Consider the following 15,036-nt stretch of genomic DNA (forward strand, 5'->3'; position numbering starts at 1 on the left):
GGCTCGATGGCACCGACCACCACGCCCCCGGGGACGCCCCCGGGGACGCCGCCCGCAGCCACGCCGCCCGACACCACCCCGCCCGACACCACCCCTCCCGGGACCACCCGCCCCCGCGGCCCGCGACCGGGCAGGACGCGGCCGGGGGCGGCGAGGACCGGGACCGCCACCGACCGGACGAGCCCCCAGCAGGTCCTGCTGGGCGTCGGCGCGGTGCTGGTGGTGGCCGTCGGTGCGGCCACGCTGCTGACCGGCGGGAGCCAGGTCGGCCGGGCAGCGGTGGGTGGGCTCGCACTGGTGTCCGCCGGGCTGTCGGTGCCCGCGGCCACCCGCGGGCTGCGGGTGGCCGAGGAGGCGCTCGCCGCGGTGGGCGCGGTGCTCGCCCTGCTGGTGGCGCTCGACCTGGGCCCGGACTCCCCCGTGCCGGGCCTGCCGGCCTCGACGCTGGCGGCCGGCGGACTGGCCGTGCTGTTCGCCTCCCTCGCCGGCCGGGCGGAGGGCCCGCTGACCTGGCCGGTGGCCTCGTGGGCGGCCGTGCAGGTGGGCGTGCTCGGCTGGCTCACCGGCGTCCCGTCGCCCGCACCGTGGCCGCAGGTGGCGCTGGTGGGCACGGCCGTCACCGGGCTGCTGGCAGCTGCGTACCGCGGCACGCGGGGCCGGGTGGCCGCGACGCCGGTGGGCGCGCAGGCGCGCGCGCACGCCGGTGCCCGCCGGCGCACCCGGGTCGCCCTCGTCGTCCTGGTCACCGCGCTGCCGTGGTGGGCCGCGGGGGTCCTCTCCGCGCTGGACGCCGCCTGGGGCCCGGCCGGCGCCGGTGCCGCACGCAGCACGGCGGTGGCGCTGCTGGTGACGGCCGGAGCGGCGCTGGTCCTGGTCGAGCACCACCGCGAGCTGCACCCGTACCTGGGCAACCGCTGGCTCCTGCCGCTGGCCGGCGGGTCGGTCGCAGCGCTCGGTGTCGCCGGGGCCGCGCACGGCGAGGGCACCGACGCGGTGCAGCTGGCCGGCCACGCCGGCCTGCTGCTGGCCGTGCTGGTGAGCGCCGCGGCCCAGCGCGGGATCGGCGTCTGGGAGCCGGCCGGAACCGTCGCCGCGGTGACCCTGACGGGCACGGCGCTGGTGCAGCTGCTGCTGGCCGAGCGGTGGGCCGCGGTGTCGCTGCTGCTGCTGGCGTGCGCGCTGATCGCCGCCGTGGTCGCCGCCCTGCCCCGCGTCGACCACACCGACGCGGTCACCGTCGCGCTCGCCTGCCTGGCCGCCGGGGTGGGTCTGCAGGCCGCCGCCGGGACGGTGCCGGCCCCCTGGGCGTCGGCGGCGGTGCTCGTCGTGGCGGTCACCGCTCTGGACGGGGCGGGCGTGCTGCGGGGCGGGCCGGACGAGCGGCCGCTGCTGCGGGTGGGGGCCGGGGCCGCGCTGGCCGGGCTGCTCGTGGTCACGACGCTGGGCGCGTGGGGCTGGCTGGCCGCGGAGCTCGCCGTCTGGGGCGTGGCCCTGCTGGTCTACGGCGCCCTGCCCGGGACGACGCCGGGCCCGGACCGCGTGCCCCGGGTCGCCCGGCGTCGGGGGCTGCCCGGCCGGCGGGCACTCGCCGCGGCGCAGGACCGGCAGGACGCCGAGGATCCGGTCGCCGACGCCGCGGCGGTGGCCGACCCGCAGGCGGAGCGGGCGGACGTCGGCGAGCGCTCCGGGGCCCGCCGTCTCGGGGTGGTGGCCCTGGTCGCGGGCTGCTGGACGGGTGCAGCGACGGTCGGCATCGGCGTGGTCGAGGTCTACAGCCTCAGCGCGGCCGCGGCGCTGCTGGCGGGGTCGGGCCGGCAGCTGGTGACGGGCCCGTCCTGGCGGACCTGGGGCCCGGCCTGCCTGGTGGCAGCCGTGCCCTCGGTCCTGCTCGGGCTCGCCGAACCCGATGCCCTGCGCACCTCGCTGGTGCTGCTGGTGGCGACCGCGACCGTCGGTGCCTCGATCGGCTGGCAGGTGCGGGCGCCGCTGCTGGTGGCCGCCGGCACGCTGCTCGCCGTGGCCGCCGGGCTGCTCGTCGTCGGCCTGCCGTGGCCGTTGCTACTGGGCGTCGGCGGCGCCGGCGTGCTGCTGCTGGGGCTCGGCACCTCCTACGAGGAGGAGCGACGGCAGCGGGTGCGAGGTGTGGTGGGCCGGCTGGCCCAGTTCCGTTGAGCTGCCCCGGCGCACTCGCCGCCGGCCGCTGGTCGGTGCTGATCACTACATCCGCTGCACCGAGGGGTCGTCGAACAGCACCTCGGCGCACACCGGGCGGTACCCGGCAGCGAGGAAGGCGCGCAGCGACGCGGTGTTGGCCGGTGCCACCTGCGCCCAGACAGGCGTCCCCGGCGGCAGCAGCGACCGGGCCGCGGTGGCGAGCGCCGTGCCCAGCCCGCGGCCCCGGGCTGACGGGTCGACCTCCAGGCTGACCTCCCAGCGCCCGGCCACACCCTGGCCCAGGGTCAGCAGGGCGGCGCCGTCAGACGTCTGCCACACCCGGACGCCGGTGCGGTGGTGCAGGGCCCGCTCCACCCGGGGGTGGGCCGCCGCGGACACCTCGACCAGAGCCCTGAGCTGCACTGCAGGAGTGGGTGCAGTCGCTGTAGCCACCAGGACGGCGTCCAGCACACCGGGCGACAGGCCGGTCCGGTCGGCCAGCGCGCTCAGGAAGCGGGCGCCCAGCGGGGCGGCGACCGGGTCGTGCGCCACGGCGGCCACCACCCAGGCCGGGTCCACGTCGGCGGCGACCACGTGCCAGGCGGTACCGCCGACGACGAGTGCCCCCGCTCCGGGGAGCGGGGGCACCGTCGTCACACTGCCGTCGGCCGCAGGGTGGCCGCCAGCAGCGATCGCCTGGAACAGGCCATCCTGCAGGGGCCCGCGCTGAGCTTGCGAAGCGTGGGGGGCAGGGTGGTCCTCCTTCAGACCCGGAAGCCCAGGGCGCGCAGCTGCTCGCGGCCGTCGTCGGTGATCTTGTCCGGGCCCCACGGCGGCATCCAGACCCAGTTGATCCGGATGTCGTCGACCAGGCCGGGGCCGGGGCCGCCGGTGAGGGCCTGGCGGGCCTGGTCCTCGATGACGTCGGTCAGCGGGCAGGCCGCCGAGGTCAGCGTCATGTCGATGATCGCCACGTTCGAGTCGTCGACGTCCATGCCGTAGACGAGCCCGAGGTCGACGACGTTGACACCGAGCTCGGGGTCGACGACGTCGCGCATGGCCTCCTCGAGGTCCTCGATCAGCGCGCTCTTGCCGACCGGCATGGTCGGCGTCTCGGGGGTCTCGCTCACGGGGTGGTCCCTCCTGCTCGGATGCTGGCGTCCTTGAGGGCCATCCAGCTCATCAGCGCGCACTTGATGCGGGCGGGGTACTTGGAGACACCGGCGAACGCGATGGCGTCCTCCAGCTCGTCCTCCAGCTTCTCGGCGACGGTCGGGTCGCCCTTGGCCGACATCAGCGTCCTGAAGTGCTCGCCGGTGTCCAGCGCCTGCTGCACGGTCCGGCCGATCACCAGGTCGTACATCGCCGAGACCGACGCCTGGCTGATCGAGCAGCCCATGCCCTCGTAGGACACGTCGGCGATCGTGTCACCGTCGAGGTGCACGCGCAGGGTGACCTCGTCGCCGCAGGTGGGGTTGACGTGGTGCACCTCGGCCTCGAAGGGCTCGCGCAGCCCGCGGCCGTGCGGGTTCCGGTAGTGGTCCAGGATGATGTCCTGGTACATGCTCTCCAGGTTCACGGCCTACCTCCGTGGACGGCGGACGGAGCGACACCGAAGAAGCGCTGGGCATGCCGGATGCCGTCGACGAGGGCGTCGACGTCGTCCAGGCCGGTGTGCACGTAGAACGTGGCCCGGGTGGTCGCCGGTACGCCGAAGCGCCGGACGACGGGCCACGCGCAGTGGTGCCCCACGCGCACGGCCACCCCGAGGTCGTCCAGCACCTGGCCGACGTCGTGCGGGTGCACGCCGTCGACGGTGAAGCTGATCGCCCCGCCGCGGGCCACGGTGTCCGGCGGGCCGATCACGGTGACGCCGGGGATCTCGCCGAGCCGGTCCAGGGCGTAGCCGGTGAGCACGCGCTCGTGCTCCTCGACCCGGTCCATGCCCAGGCCCTGCAGGTACTCCACGGCCGCCGCCAGGCCGATCACCTGGGCGCTCATCGGCACGCCCGCCTCGAACCGCTGCGGCGGGGCGGCGAAGGTGCTGCCCTCCATCCGCACGACCTCGATCATCGAGCCGCCGGTGAGGAACGGCGGCAGCGCGTCGAGCACGTCGTAGCGGCCCCACAGCACGCCGACACCGGTGGGCCCGAGCATCTTGTGACCGGAGAACACCAGGAAGTCCGCCCCCAGCTCGGTCACGTCGACCGGCTGGTGCGGCACCGACTGGGCGCCGTCGACCATGACCAGGGCGCCGACCTCGTGCGCCCGGGCGATGATCTCGCCGAGCGGGTTGATGGTGCCCAGGATGTTGGACTGCTGGGTGACGGTGACCAGCTTGGTGCGCTCGTTGACCACCGTGGCCAGGTCGGAGAGGTCCAGCCGGCCGTCGTCGGTGATGCCGAGCCAGCGCAGCGTGGCGCCGGTGCGCTCGCAGAGCTGCTGCCACGGCACGAGGTTGGCGTGGTGCTCCATCTCGGTGACCACGATCTCGTCGCCCTGGCCGACCGCGTACCGGCGGAACGCCGGCTCCTTGGCGGTGGCGGCGTTGCTCATCGCGTAGGCCACCAGGTTGATCGCCTCGGTGCTGTTGCGGGTGAACACCACCTCGTCCGACCGCGCCCCCAGGAACCCGGCGATGGTGGCCCGGGCGGCCTCGTAGGCCTCGGTGGCCTCCTCGGCGAGCTGGTGGGCACCGCGGTGCGGCGCGGCGTTGACGTTCTCGTAGAACCAGCGCTCGGCGTCCAGCACCTGGCGGGGCTTCTGCGAGGTGGCGCCCGAGTCGAGGTAGACCAGCCGCTTCCCGTCCCGCACGGTGCGGGCGAGGATCGGGAAGTCGGCCCGGATGGCGTCGACGTCCAGCGGCAGCGACGGCCGGGCCGGCGAGCCGGCCTCGGCGCCGCTGCGCGCGACGGTCTGCGTCATGCGGTGGCCTCCCCCGCGGTGGCGTCCTTGAGGTAGCTGGCGTAGCCCTCGGCCTCGAGCTTGTCGGCCAGCTCCGGGCCGCCCTCGTCGACGACCCGGCCGGCCACGAACACGTGCACGAAGTCGGGCTGGATGTAGCGCAGGATCCGCGTGTAGTGCGTGATCAGCAGGACGCCGACCGGGCTGTCGGCCTTGGCCCGGTTCACGCCCTCGGACACGACCCGCAGCGCGTCGACGTCGAGGCCGGAGTCGGTCTCGTCCAGGATCGCGATGCGCGGCTTGAGCAGGCGCATCTGCAGGATCTCGTGCCGCTTCTTCTCACCGCCGGAGAAGCCCTCGTTGACGTTGCGCTCGGCGAAGGCGGCGTCCATCTCCAGCGCGGTCATCTCGGTGCGCACGTCCTTGACCCAGGTGCGCAGCTTCGGTGCCTCGCCGCTGACCGCGGTCGCCGCGGTGCGCAGGAAGTTCGACACCGAGACGCCGGGGACCTCGACCGGGTACTGCATGGCCAGGAACAGCCCGGCGCGGGCCCGCTCGTCGACGGTCATGGCGAGCACGTCCTCGCCGTCCAGGGTGACGGTGCCGCCGGTGATCGTGTACTTGGGGTGCCCGGCGATCGAGTAGGCCAGGGTCGACTTGCCTGACCCGTTCGGGCCCATGATCGCGTGGGTCTCGCCACCGCGGACGGTGAGGTCGACGCCGCGCAGGATCTCCTTGGTGTCGTCGCCCTCCCCCACGGTGACGTGCAGGTCGCGGATCTCCAGCACGCTGCCGGTGACGGTGCTGGCGGGAGTCTGGGTGGTGCTGGGGCTGGTCACGGGGTGGCTCCTCAGGTGCTGGCCGCGGAGACGTCGACGTACACGTCGTCGCCCTCCACGCGGACCGGGTAGACGGGCACCGGCGCGGTGGCCGGGAGGTGGGTGGGCCGACCGGTGCGCAGGTCGAAGCACGACCCGTGGAACGCGCACTCGATGGCGGGGGCACCGTCGATCTCGTCGACGTCGCCGTCGGACAGCGGCACGTCGGCGTGCGAGCAGAGGTCCTCGATCGCGTAGACCTCGCCGCCGAACCGGACGACCGCCACATCGACGTCCGCGAGCTCGACGCGCAGCGCGCCGCCCTCGGGGACGTCGGCGAGCGCACACGCCCGGACGGCGGTCATGCCGGCTGGTCCTCGTGCTCCGGCTCGGCGCGCTCCGGTGTGGCCTGCTCCTCGAGGTCGGGCAGGGCGCCCAGGCGGCGGTCGATGCCGGCCATCAGGCGGTCCTGCAGCTCGGGGATGCCGATGTGCTGCACGACGTCGGCGAAGAAGCCGCGCACCACGAGGCGGCGGGCGGTCTCGGAGTCGATGCCGCGGGAGCAGAGGTAGAACAGCTGCTCGTCGTCGAAGCGGCCGGTGGCACTGGCGTGACCGGCGCCGACGATCTCACCGGTCTCGATCTCCAGGTTGGGCACCGAGTCGGCGCGGGCGCCGTCGGTGAGCACCAGGTTCCGGTTGAGCTCGTAGGTGCTGGTGCCGGTGGCCGCCGGACGGATCCGCACGTCACCGACCCACACGGTGTGCGCCTGCTCGCCCTGCAGCGCGCCCTTGTAGACGACGTTGCTGGTGCAGTTGGGCACCGCGTGGTCGACCCAGAGCCGGTGCTCCTGGTGCTGGGTCTCGTCGGCGAAGTACAGGCCGAGCAGCTCGGCAGAGCCGCCGGGCCCGGCGTACTGCACGTTGCTGACCAGCCGCACCAGGTCACCGCCCAGGGTGACGACGACCTGCTTGAACCGGGCGTCCCGGCCGACGACGGCGTCGAACTGGCCACCGTGCACGGAGCCGGCGTCCCAGTCCTGGACCGAGACCACGGTGACCTGCGCGCCGTCGCCGACGAGCACGCTGACGCCGCCGGAGTAGCGGGCGGAGCCGGAGTGCTCCAGGACGACGGTGGCCTTCGCGTACGCGCCGACCTCGATCACCAGCTGGCCCCAGACGACCGGCGTCCCACCGGCGGCGTCGGAGTCGGTGCCGGTGAGCCGGACGGTGGCAGGGCGGTCGAGCTGGGCCTCGGCCGGCACCCGCAGCACGGTGGCGCCGCCGCTGCGCTGGCGGGTGAGCGCCGCGAGCCGGTCGACCGGCTCGGGCAGGCCCTTCAGCAGCGGGTCGTCGGCCAGCACGCTGGTGAGCTCGACGCCCTCGGGCAGGTCGTCGTCCCAGCTGAGCCGGGCCTCGGAGGGGGCGCCCTCCAGCAGCGGGCGGACGCGGCGCATCGGGGTGAAGCGCCACTCCTCCTCGCGGCCGGTGACCCGCCCGAAGGCGTCCGGGTCGGTGGAGGTGAACCGCTCGGCGGGCGACCCGGTGGGGGCCGGGCCGCCGTGCGAGTGCGACCCGGCGGTCGTGTCGCCGGCGGTGCCGGTGCCCGCCGCGGGGGTGGTGGGCGGGCCGGCCTGGGCGCCGACGCCGGGGGCGAACAGCTCCCCGGCCAGCGCCGCGGTGTCGGTGGTGAGGGTGGTCTGTGGGTCGGTCATCAGCCGACGGCACCTTCCATCTGCAGCTCGATCAGGCGGTTGAGCTCGAGGGCGTACTCCATCGGCAGCTCGCGGGCGATGGGCTCGACGAACCCGCGCACCACCATGGCCATGGCCTCGTCCTCGGACAGGCCGCGGCTCATCAGGTAGAAGAGCTGGTCGTCGCTGACCCGGGAGACCGTGGCCTCGTGGCCCATGGCGACGTCGTCCTCGCGGACGTCGACGTAGGGGTAGGTGTCCGAGCGGCTGATCGTGTCGACCAGCAGCGCGTCGCACTTGACCGTCGACTTCGAGCCGTACGCGCCCTCGTCGATCTGCACCAGGCCGCGGTAGGACGTGCGGCCACCGCCGCGGGCGACGGACTTGCTGATGATGTTGGACGACGTGTGCGGCGCCGCGTGCACCATCTTGGCCCCGGCGTCCTGGTGCTGGCCCTCGCCGGCGAAGGCGATGCTCATGACCTCGCCCTTGGCGTGCTCGCCGGTCATCCAGACGGCGGGGTACTTCATCGTCACCTTGGAGCCGATGTTGCCGTCGACCCACTCCATGGTCGCGCCCTCGTGGGCCACGGCCCGCTTGGTGACCAGGTTGTAGACGTTGTTCGACCAGTTCTGGATGGTCGTGTACCGGCAGCGCGCGTTCTTCTTCACGATGATCTCGACGACCGCGGAGTGCAGCGAGTCGCTCTTGTAGATCGGGGCGGTGCAGCCCTCGACGTAGTGCACGTAGGCGCCCTCGTCGATGATCATGAGGGTCCGCTCGAACTGGCCCATGTTCTCGGTGTTGATCCGGAAGTAGGCCTGCAGCGGGATCTCCACGTGCACGCCCGGCGGCACGTAGATGAACGAGCCACCGGACCAGACGGCGGTGTTCAGCGCGGCGAACTTGTTGTCCCCGGACGGGATGACCGAGCCGAAGTACTCGCGGAACAGGTCCTCGTGCTCGCGCAGCGCGGTGTCGGTGTCCAGGAACAGGACGCCCTGCTCCTCGAGGTCCTCGCGGATCTTGTGGTAGACGACCTCGGACTCGTACTGGGCCGCGACGCCGGAGACCAGGCGCTGCTTCTCCGCCTCCGGGATGCCCAGGCGGTCGTAGGTGTCCTTGATCTCCGCGGGCAGGTCGTCCCACGTGGCGGCCTGCGCCTCGGTGGACTTCACGAAGTACTTGATGTTCTGGAAGTCGATGCCGGAGAGGTCCGAGCCCCAGTCGGGCATGGGCTTCTTCCCGAAGAGCTTCAGGGCCTTGAGCCGACGGTCGAGCATCCACTCGGGCTCGTTCTTGCGCTGGGAGATGTCGCGGACGACGTCCTCGTCGATGCCGCGGCGCGCGGAGGCACCCGCGACGTCCGAGTCGGCCCAACCGAACTTGTACCGGCCGAGCTGGTCGATCTGCTCGTCCTGGGTCAGCGCGGCGGCCGGCGTGCCGGTCTGGGTCTCAGGGTCCTGGATGCTGGTCATGCGGGCGTCCTCTCCCGGTGGGTCGTCGAGCTGGGGCGGGTGGTCTGTGCAGGGCGGGCCGGGCCGCGGAGGCCGGTCGGCACGCTGCGCTCAGGTGGTACAGGGCCGGCCGGGGGCGTGTTGTTCCCCGTCCGGGCCGTGGTCTGCGTGGCACTCGCCGCGGTCTGAGGGGCGCCACCGGGGCGGGCCAGGCCACCCGGGATGTGGGTGGTGCAGACCCCGTCGCCGTGCGCGATCGTGGCCAGCCGCTGCACGTGCGTGCCGACCAGCCGGCCGATCACCGCGGTCTCGGCCTCGCAGAGCTGCGGGAACTCGGCGGCGACGTGGGCCACCGGGCAGTGGTGCTGGCACAGCTGCCCGCCGCTGGCGATCGCCGTCGAGGTGGCGGCGTAGCCCTCGGCGGACAGCGCCACGGCCAGGGCCTGCGCCCGGTCCACCGGCTGGCCGCCGTCGGCCTGGGTGGCGGCGGCCACGGCCGTCGAGCAGCGCTGCTCCAGGCCGGCCAGCTGCTGCTCGGCGACCGCCCGGACGGCGTCCGGACCACCCTGGGCGGCCACGAACCGCAGCGCGGTCAGCGCCAGGTCGTCGTAGGCGTGCGGGAAGGCCGAGCGCCCGGCGTCGGTGAGGTGGAAGCGGCGGGCCGGCCGGCCGCGGCCGCGGTGCTCGCCCGGGGTGGCCCGCTCCTGCACCCGCCCGGCGGCGGTGAGGGCGTCCAGGTGCCGGCGGACGGCGGCCGGCGAGACACCCAGCAGCGCCGCCAGCTCCGTCGCCGTCTGCGGCCCGTGCTCGAGCAGGAGGGCGGAGACCCGGTCGCGCGTGCGCCCGTCGTCGGGGGCACCCGACGACCGGGGGGCGTGCGACAGGGGGGATTCCACAACACGAGTGTGTCCTATTTCGAGGCTCCCGCAAGCAAGGTCGACCTAACCCCGGGGGCCCCACCTGACCCGGGCGGCCCGGCCGCCAGGCCCTACCCGGATCGCCCCCGGATCACCGTGTCGACGGCAACTACTGTCGGCGGTGTGCCGGGTCACCGGCCCGATCGGCCGATCCGCCGGTCAGCGGCCGCACCGGTGACTAGCATCGCTGGCGTGCCCGTCTCCCCTGCGGATCTGCTCGCGCGCCTGGGCCGCCCGGCCGTCGTGACCGGCCTGGCCCTCGCCAACGCCGTGGCCAACGGCGTGATCGTCGTGACCGGCGGCGCCGTCCGCGTCACCGGGTCCGGGCTGGGCTGCCCCACCTGGCCCGAGTGCATCGACGGCAGCGTCACCCCGACCGCGGAGCTGGCCGGTCACGGGGTCATCGAGTTCGCCAACCGGCTGCTGACCTTCGTGCTCGCCGTCATCGCCGTCGCCACGGTGGTCGCCGTCTTCCGGTCGGTGCGCCGCGACCTGCGCCCGCTCGCCGTGATCGGCTTCCTGGGCATCCCGGCGCAGGCCCTGCTCGGTGGCGTCACCGTGCTCACCGGGCTCAACCCGTGGACGGTGGCCGCGCACTTCCTGGTGTCCAGCGTGCTGGTGGCGGTGGCCACCACGCTGTGGCTGCGGTCCCGGGAGCCCGGGGTCGGCCAGCTCGTCGTCCGGCCGCAGCTCACCGCCATCACGACCGGCATCGCCGTCACGGTGGCCGCCGTCCTGGTGCTCGGCACGATCGTCACCGGCAGCGGCCCGCACAGCGGCGACCCCGAGGCCGGGCGCACCGGTCTGTCGGCCGAGCAGATGAGCCAGCTGCACGCCGACGTGGTGTTCCTGCTGGTCGGTCTGCTGCTGGCGCTGGTGGTCGCGCTGCGGGCCACCGAGGCACCGGGCCGGGTCCGCCGCGCCGCCCGCGACCTGCTGGTCGTCACGCTGGCACAGGGCGTCGTCGGCTTCGTGCAGTACTTCACCGACCTGCCCGTCGTGCTGGTGCTGGTGCACATGGCGGGCGCGGTCCTGGTGACGGCGTACACCGCCCGGCTGCTGTGGTCGGTGCGCGGCCCGGCGTCCGAGCAGCCGCTGGCGACCCCGGCCGCCACGGCCGCCCCCTCGCTGAGCGCCTGACCCGCGTGCCGGGCTAGCCCGACACCCGGCGGGGGCACGGAGCTCCGACATGACCTGGACGGTCATCGTCGTGGGGCTGGTCGCCTGCACCGCCGTCGGGGTGCTGGCCGGTCGGCAGATCAGACGCGGGCCCGGCCGGTGGGTGTCCGCGGTCCTCGGCGGCTCGGTGGTCGTGGCCGGGCTGCTGTTCGTCCCCGTCCGGTGCGCCACCGACGTGCCGGCGTCCGCCGTCACCGACGTGACGGACGAGGCGCCGCCGACCGGGTGCACGAGCCTGGCGCGTCGACCTGCCCCGGATCGGCCTGTTCGCCGGCGACACGGTCGGCTACGGCCTGGCCGTCCTGGGCGCCGGCGCGACGCTGGGCGCCGCCCTGCTCGCGATGGGCAGCGGCCGGGCCGGCTGACGGGGCCGTGTCACGGCCGCCGGGCGGGCCGGGCGCTCAGACGAGGACGTCGACGACCAGGGCGATGGACAGCAGGGTCATGTAGGTGATCGACACGGAGAACAGCCGCATCGGCCGGTGCTCCTCGCCGAGCTTGACCCGGGCCAGCCACTGGTGGGACTCCAGCACGAACCAGGCACCCAGGACGACGGCGGGCACCAGGTACACCCAGCTCGCCCCCGGCGTCAGCGGCCACATCAACAGCGAGACGGCGAGCGTGGCCCACGCCCAGGCCACCGACTGCCGGCCGACGCTGACCGGCCCGGCGACGACGGACAGCATCGGGACGCCGGCCCGGAAGTAGTCGTAGCGGTAGCGGCTGGCCAGCGCGTAGAAGTGCGGCATCTGCCAGCAGAAGACGATGCCGAAGAAGACCACCGCGGGCCAGGCCAGCGAGCCGGTGACCGCGGCCCAGCCGATGAGCACCGGGGCGGCGCCGGGCAGGCCCCCGAAGACGGTGTTGTGCTTGGTCCGGCGCTTGAGCACCATGGTGTAGACGACCGAGTAGGCCAGCACCGCCGCCGCGGCGAGGGCGGTGGCCAGCGGGGTGGTGAACACGCCGAGGACCACCAGCGACACCCAGGCCAGCAGCACGCCGAAGATCAGCGCCGCCCGGGGCCGGATGACCCCGCTGGGGATGGGCCGGTCCCGGGTGCGGGACATCAGCCGGTCGATGTCCCGGTCGAACCAGCAGTTGATCGTGTTGGCGGCACCGGCGGCCAACATGCCGCCGACCAGCGTGGCCACCACCAGGCCGGTGCCCGGCCAGCCACCGTCGGCGAGCATCATCGCCGGCAGCGTGGTGACCAGCAGCAGCTCGACGAGCTTGGGCTTGGTCAGCGACACGTACGAGCGCAGCACCGTCATCGGCCGCCGGGCGGCGAGGACGGGGCGCTGGGCGGTGGCCGTCACCGGGTGCCCGGGGACCCGTCGCTCGACGGGCGAGCGGTGCGCGGGCAGGGGGGCACCTGGGGTCCTTCTCAGCCGACGTCAGGGGGTGCACCCACTCTAACTCCGCACCCGGGGCGAAACGCCCTGGGAAGGCTCCGCGATGACTAGGGTTCGATCACGTTGAGGCAGCACGTCCAGCGGGTAGGGCCCACGGCGACGGCGACGCGCGGGCGGGTCCCCCGGGACCCACCGGGCGACGACGTCCGCCCGGGCGTGCCGCCACGCATCGTCGCCCGGCCGCACCGGTGGCACGTCCACCGCGCGACCGGGTCAGGGACCGGCCGACCTACAGGGAGCTGTGAGAACGCATGACCGACCAGAGCGCAGCGACGCAGAGCACCGAGGCCGAAGCACCCGCGGAGGCCGCCAGCGACACCCCCACCGGCTCGCCGCGGCAGCCTGACCCCACCCTCCCGGACTCGTTCGGCGAGCTGGACCGGAAGGCCGTCGACACCGCACGCGTGCTCGCCATGGACGCCGTCCAGAAGGTCGGCAACGGCCACCCGGGCACCGCCATGAGCATGGCGCCGACTGCGTACCTGCTGTTCCAGAAGTGGCTGCAGCACGACCCCAGCGAGCCGCAGTGGACCGGCCGCGACCGGTTCGTGCTCTCGATGGGCCATTCCAGCCTGACCCTCTACGTGCAGCTCTACCTGGCCGGCTACGGCCTGGAGCTGGACGACCTGCGCGCACTGCGCACCTGGGGCTCGCTGACCCCGGGCCACCCGGAGGTCAACCACACCCCCGGTGTGGAGACCACCACCGGCCCGCTGGGCCAGGGCGTCGGCAACGCCGTCGGCATGGCCATGGCCGCCCGCCGGGAGCGCGGTCTGTTCGACCCGGAGTCCGCCGACGGCGAGAGCCTGTTCGACCACACCGTCTGGGCGTTCGCCTCCGACGGCGACCTGGAGGAGGGTGTCAGCGGCGAGGCCTCCTCGCTGGCCGGCACCCAGCAGCTGGGCAACCTCGTGCTCGTCTACGACGACAACAAGATCTCCATCGAGGACCACACCGACATCGCCTTCACCGAGGACGTCGGCAAGCGCTACGAGGCCTACGGCTGGCACGTGCAGCACGTCGACGACGGCGAGGACCTCGCCGCGCTGGACGCCGCGTTCGCCGCCGCCAAGGCCGAGACCGGCCGGCCCTCGATCATCGTGCTGCGCACGATCATCGGCTGGCCCGCGCCGAACAAGCAGAACACCGGCGCCGCGCACGGCTCCGCCCTCGGCGACGACGAGGTGAAGGCCACCAAGCAGGTGCTCGGCTTCGACCCGGAGGCGACCTTCGACGTCGCCCCCGAGGTCATCGAGCACACCCGCAAGGCCGTCGAGCGCGGCCAGGCCGCCCGCGCGGCCTGGGAGGAGCGCTTCGCCGCCTGGGAGCAGGCGCACCCCGAGCGTGCCGCGCTGCTCAGCCGGATGAAGACCCGCAGCCTGCCCGACGGCTGGGCCGACGCCCTGCCGAGCTGGCCGGCCGACGCCAAGGGCGTCGCCACCCGCAAGGCCTCCGGCGAGGTGCTCGCCGCGGTCTACCCCGAGCTGCCCGAGCTGTGGGGCGGGTCGGCCGACCTGGCGGAGAGCAACAACACCGCCGTCAAGGGCGAGCCGTCGTTCATCCCGGCCAGCCAGCAGACCAAGATGTGGAGCGGTGGGCCCTACGGCCGCACGCTGCACTTCGGCGTCCGCGAGCACGCCATGGGCGCGATCATGAACGGCATCGCGCTGCACGGCGGCACCCGCGTGTACGGCGGCACGTTCCTCACGTTCTCCGACTACATGCGCGGCGCGGTGCGGCTGGCCGCGCTGATGCAGCTGCCGGTCACCTACGTGTGGACGCACGACTCCATCGGCCTGGGCGAGGACGGCCCGACCCACCAGCCGATCGAGCACTACGCGGCACTGCGGGCCATCCCCGGCCTGGACTTCGTCCGCCCGGCCGACGCCAACGAGACCGCCGTCGCCTGGCGCACCATCCTGGAGAACAACGACCGCCCGGCCGGCCTGGCGCTGTCCCGGCAGAACCTGCCCACCTTCGACCGTGAGGTGATGGCCTCCGCCGAGGGGACGGCGAAGGGCGGCTACGTGCTGGCCGAGGCCTCCACCGGCACCCCCGAGGTCATCCTGCTGGGCACCGGCTCGGAGGTGCAGATCGCCGTCGCCGCGCGCGAGCACCTCGAGGCCGCGGGCACCCCGACCCGGGTCGTGTCGCTGCCGTGCTGGGAGTGGTTCGCCGAGCAGGACCAGGCCTACCGCGAGCAGGTGCTGCCGCCCACCGTCCGGGCGCGGGTCAGCGTCGAGGCCGGGGTGCCGATGGGCTGGCGCGACTTCGTCGGCGACGCCGGCCGCATCGTCGGCCTCGACCACTACGGCGCCAGCGCCGCCTACACCAAGCTCTACGAGGAGTTCGGCCTCACCGCAGAGGCGGTCGTCGCCGCGGCCCAGGAGAGCATCCAGGCCGCCGCTGCCCCGCCCGCCGCCCCCACCGGGGCCACCGCCTCCCGGGGCGGGCTCGACTCCCCCACCGCCGACCGCTGATCCCTCCGTCCGAAGGGCATGA

The 15,036-nt window shown here is 74.2% G+C and carries 13 protein-coding genes; 3 read left to right on the forward strand and 10 right to left on the reverse strand.

All coding sequences use genetic code 11. The annotated features are described in order from the left end of the window. The first annotated feature begins 6 nt into the window (after positions 1-6). A complete protein-coding gene (locus G1H19_RS10400; protein ID WP_152727565.1) occupies positions 7-2,172 on the forward strand; it encodes an SCO7613 C-terminal domain-containing membrane protein in 2,166 nt (721 codons plus the stop codon). Positions 2,173-2,217: 45 nt separating this feature from the next. Here the strand turns inward: G1H19_RS10400 and G1H19_RS24505 are convergent, their stop codons facing one another. The 9 genes from G1H19_RS24505 to G1H19_RS10445 all read right to left on the reverse strand — a co-directional run bounded on the left by G1H19_RS24505 (position 2,218) and on the right by G1H19_RS10445 (position 9,922). Continuing rightward, positions 2,218-2,802, reverse strand: a complete 585-nt coding sequence (locus G1H19_RS24505) for a GNAT family N-acetyltransferase (RefSeq protein ID WP_202925746.1) — start codon at positions 2,800-2,802, stop codon at positions 2,218-2,220. Between the two features lie 116 nt (positions 2,803-2,918). After that, positions 2,919-3,284, reverse strand: coding sequence for a metal-sulfur cluster assembly factor (locus G1H19_RS10410; protein ID WP_456071364.1), 366 nt, complete (start codon positions 3,282-3,284; stop codon positions 2,919-2,921). Beyond that, positions 3,281-3,733: a Fe-S cluster assembly sulfur transfer protein SufU gene (gene sufU, locus G1H19_RS10415; protein ID WP_162392273.1), complete on the reverse strand. Its 453-nt coding sequence runs from the start codon at positions 3,731-3,733 to the stop codon at positions 3,281-3,283. Before sufU ends, G1H19_RS10410 begins: the two co-directional genes overlap by 4 nt. Next, a complete protein-coding gene (locus tag G1H19_RS10420; RefSeq protein WP_152727564.1) occupies positions 3,730-5,079 on the reverse strand; it encodes a cysteine desulfurase in 1,350 nt (449 codons plus the stop codon). Before G1H19_RS10420 ends, sufU begins: the two co-directional genes overlap by 4 nt. Next, on the reverse strand, positions 5,076-5,897 hold the full coding sequence (sufC, locus tag G1H19_RS10425; RefSeq protein WP_235927885.1) for a Fe-S cluster assembly ATPase SufC: 822 nt from the start codon (positions 5,895-5,897) through the stop codon (positions 5,076-5,078). The genes G1H19_RS10420 and sufC overlap by 4 nt, the downstream gene beginning before the upstream one ends. An 11-nt stretch (positions 5,898-5,908) precedes the next feature. Continuing rightward, complete coding sequence (locus tag G1H19_RS10430; protein WP_152727563.1) at positions 5,909-6,241, reverse strand: non-heme iron oxygenase ferredoxin subunit; 333 nt, start codon at positions 6,239-6,241, stop codon at positions 5,909-5,911. Further along, positions 6,238-7,590: a Fe-S cluster assembly protein SufD gene (sufD, locus tag G1H19_RS10435; protein ID WP_174278032.1), complete on the reverse strand. Its 1,353-nt coding sequence runs from the start codon at positions 7,588-7,590 to the stop codon at positions 6,238-6,240. Before sufD ends, G1H19_RS10430 begins: the two co-directional genes overlap by 4 nt. Beyond that, positions 7,590-9,047, reverse strand: coding sequence for a Fe-S cluster assembly protein SufB (gene sufB, locus G1H19_RS10440; RefSeq protein ID WP_152727562.1), 1,458 nt, complete (start codon positions 9,045-9,047; stop codon positions 7,590-7,592). The genes sufD and sufB overlap by 1 nt, the downstream gene beginning before the upstream one ends. Further along, positions 9,044-9,922: a helix-turn-helix transcriptional regulator gene (locus G1H19_RS10445; RefSeq protein ID WP_235927888.1), complete on the reverse strand. Its 879-nt coding sequence runs from the start codon at positions 9,920-9,922 to the stop codon at positions 9,044-9,046. The genes sufB and G1H19_RS10445 overlap by 4 nt, the downstream gene beginning before the upstream one ends. 213 nt (positions 9,923-10,135) lie before the next feature. On the opposite strand from G1H19_RS10445, the gene G1H19_RS10450 reads away from it, so the two are divergent. Continuing rightward, a complete protein-coding gene (locus G1H19_RS10450; RefSeq protein WP_162392274.1) occupies positions 10,136-11,083 on the forward strand; it encodes a COX15/CtaA family protein in 948 nt (315 codons plus the stop codon). A 440-nt stretch (positions 11,084-11,523) separates the two neighbouring features. Here G1H19_RS10450 and G1H19_RS10455 read toward each other — a convergent pair whose 3' ends face one another. Beyond that, positions 11,524-12,438 (reverse strand): heme o synthase, encoded by a 915-nt coding sequence (locus G1H19_RS10455; protein WP_162392275.1) that lies wholly within the window; start codon positions 12,436-12,438, stop codon positions 11,524-11,526. Positions 12,439-12,785: 347 nt separating this feature from the next. Between G1H19_RS10455 and tkt the strand changes: the two genes are divergently transcribed. Beyond that, entirely contained in the window at positions 12,786-15,014 is a 2,229-nt protein-coding gene (gene tkt / locus G1H19_RS10460; RefSeq protein WP_152727561.1) for a transketolase, read from the forward strand. The last annotated feature ends 22 nt before the right edge of the window (positions 15,015-15,036 follow it).

Origin of the sequence: Goekera deserti, assembly GCF_010685995.1 — a bacterium.
Classification (GTDB): Bacteria; Actinomycetota; Actinomycetes; order Mycobacteriales; family Geodermatophilaceae; genus Goekera; species Goekera deserti.